This window comes from Bradyrhizobium sp. INPA03-11B (genome assembly GCF_040446015.1).
Lineage (GTDB): Bacteria > Pseudomonadota > Alphaproteobacteria > Rhizobiales > Xanthobacteraceae > Bradyrhizobium > Bradyrhizobium macuxiense_A.
In genome coordinates, this window is record NZ_JASGSR010000259.1 from 1 (window position 1) to 1,669 (window position 1,669).

A 1,669-nucleotide genomic window follows, 5' to 3' on the forward strand; every position below is an offset into this window, starting at 1 on the left:
GTACTGAGCAGCAGCGTTGTACTGAGGGTCGGTGATGGCAAAGCGGCACGTGAGGCGGTGGGCGTTCGGGACGGCGGCCTTGCTCGGCCTGTCCCTTGCGCCCGCGGCGCAAGCCCAGGATTTCTTCTCGCAACTGTTCGGCGGCTTCATGCACGGCCGTCCGCCGATGATCCGGGTGCCGTTCGATGATGGCCCGGGACCTATGCCGCGGGCGGAGCGTCGCGCGCGCTATGACGGTGGCCAGGCCTATTGCGTGCGCACCTGCGACGGCCGCTATTTCCCGCTGGCTGCGACCGGCAACCAGAGCAAGGCGGAGAGCTGCAACAGCTTCTGCCCGGCGAGCGCGACCGCGGTGGTCTACGGCGGCAATATCGACAACGCCGCGACGGAAGACGGCCAGCCGTATTCCGAACTGCCGAACGCGTTCCGCTATCGTGACGAGATCGTCTCGGGCTGCACCTGCAACGGCAAGCATCCCGTCGGGCTCGCCGCGGTGAAGATCGAGGATGATCCGACCTTGCGCAAGGGCGACATCGTCGCCGGCAAGGATGGGTTGATGTCGGTGAGCCGTCCGGACCGGCGTGGCGCGCAGCTCAACTTCACGCCGGCGCCGGATCGCATCCGAGCCAAGTACGGCCAGCCGCCCGTGGTGGCGCGCGAGTAGCGCCGCTCACGCGACGCGGCCCCCTTCGGTTCCTGGTCGGAACCGGCCTCCCTCCTGCACGTTAGCAAGGTGCGCATAGCGCATTCACCGATGCCTTCAGGGGGCTCCGCATGCTCGTCAGCGTACTCGTCACCTTCCTCGTCGTTATTCTCGTTCTTTATCTCATCAACATGCTTCCGCTCGACGGCCGCGCCAAGCAGATCGCACGCCTCGTCGTCATCATCATCGGCATCGTCTCGCTGCTGAAATATCTGACCGTGTTCTAGACTCGTCATTGCGAGGAGCGAAGCGACGAAGCAATCCATGCCTCCACAAGTGGTGAGATGGATTGCTTCGCTCCGCTCGCAATGACGTGGGGACGATGATGCATTCCAACAAAAAAGCCCCGGCTCATCGCCGGGGCTTTTGCTTGTCGTCGCGATTCTGAGATCAGCCCGCGGCCTTGGCCTCGCGGCGGCGCGCGGTGAGGATGTATTCGGTGTAGCCGTTCGGCTGCGTGCGGCCCTCGAACACGAGGTCGCAGGCCGCCTTGAACGCGACACCGTCGAACGACGGCGCCATCGGCTTGTAGAGGGCATCGCCGGCGTTCTGCTTGTCGACGACGACGGCCATGCGCTTCAGCGACTCCATCACCTGATCCCTGGTGATGACGCCCTGATGCAGCCAGTTCGCCAGATGCTGGCTCGAGATGCGCAGCGTGGCGCGGTCTTCCATCAGGCCGACATCGTGGATGTCCGGCACCTTGGAGCAGCCGACGCCCTGGTCGATCCAGCGCACGACGTAGCCGAGGATGCCCTGGCAGTTGTTGTCGATCTCCTGCTTCACGTCGTCGGGCGCCCAGTTCGACTGCGACACCGGAATGGTGAGGATGTCGGAGAGCTTTGCGCGCGGCCCGCCCTTGGCGAGTTCCTGCTGGCGGGCTGTTACGTTGACCTGGTGGTAGTGCAGGGCGTGCAGCGTGGCCGCGGTCGGCGACGGCACCCAGGCGGTGGTGGCGCCGGCCTG

The 1,669-nt window shown here is 65.3% G+C and carries 2 protein-coding genes and 1 pseudogene; 2 read left to right on the plus strand and 1 reads right to left on the minus strand.

The genetic code is table 11. The features are described 5' to 3' along the window. Positions 1-34: 34 nt before the first annotated feature. Entirely contained in the window at positions 35-664 is a 630-nt protein-coding gene (locus QMZ05_RS40775) for a DUF2865 domain-containing protein (protein WP_353705882.1), read from the plus strand. Between the two features lie 110 nt (positions 665-774). Next, positions 775-930 carry a Thivi_2564 family membrane protein gene (locus QMZ05_RS40780; RefSeq protein WP_128971569.1) on the plus strand — a complete coding sequence of 52 codons (156 nt, stop codon included), beginning with the start codon at positions 775-777 and terminating at the stop codon, positions 928-930. A 163-nt stretch (positions 931-1,093) separates the two neighbouring features. On the opposite strand, the pseudogene QMZ05_RS40785 reads toward QMZ05_RS40780, so the two are convergent. Then, a pseudogene (locus QMZ05_RS40785) lies at positions 1,094-1,669 on the minus strand (malate synthase G); the annotation flags it as partial.

What these genes read in the sequence shown, in the direction of transcription:
- QMZ05_RS40775 (WP_353705882.1), top strand. Translation starts at nt 35, where the DNA reads ATGGCAAAGCGGCACGTGAGGCGGTGGGCGTTCGGGACGGCGGCCTTG.
- QMZ05_RS40780 (WP_128971569.1), top strand. Translation starts at nt 775, where the DNA reads ATGCTCGTCAGCGTACTCGTCACCTTCCTCGTCGTTATTCTCGTTCTT.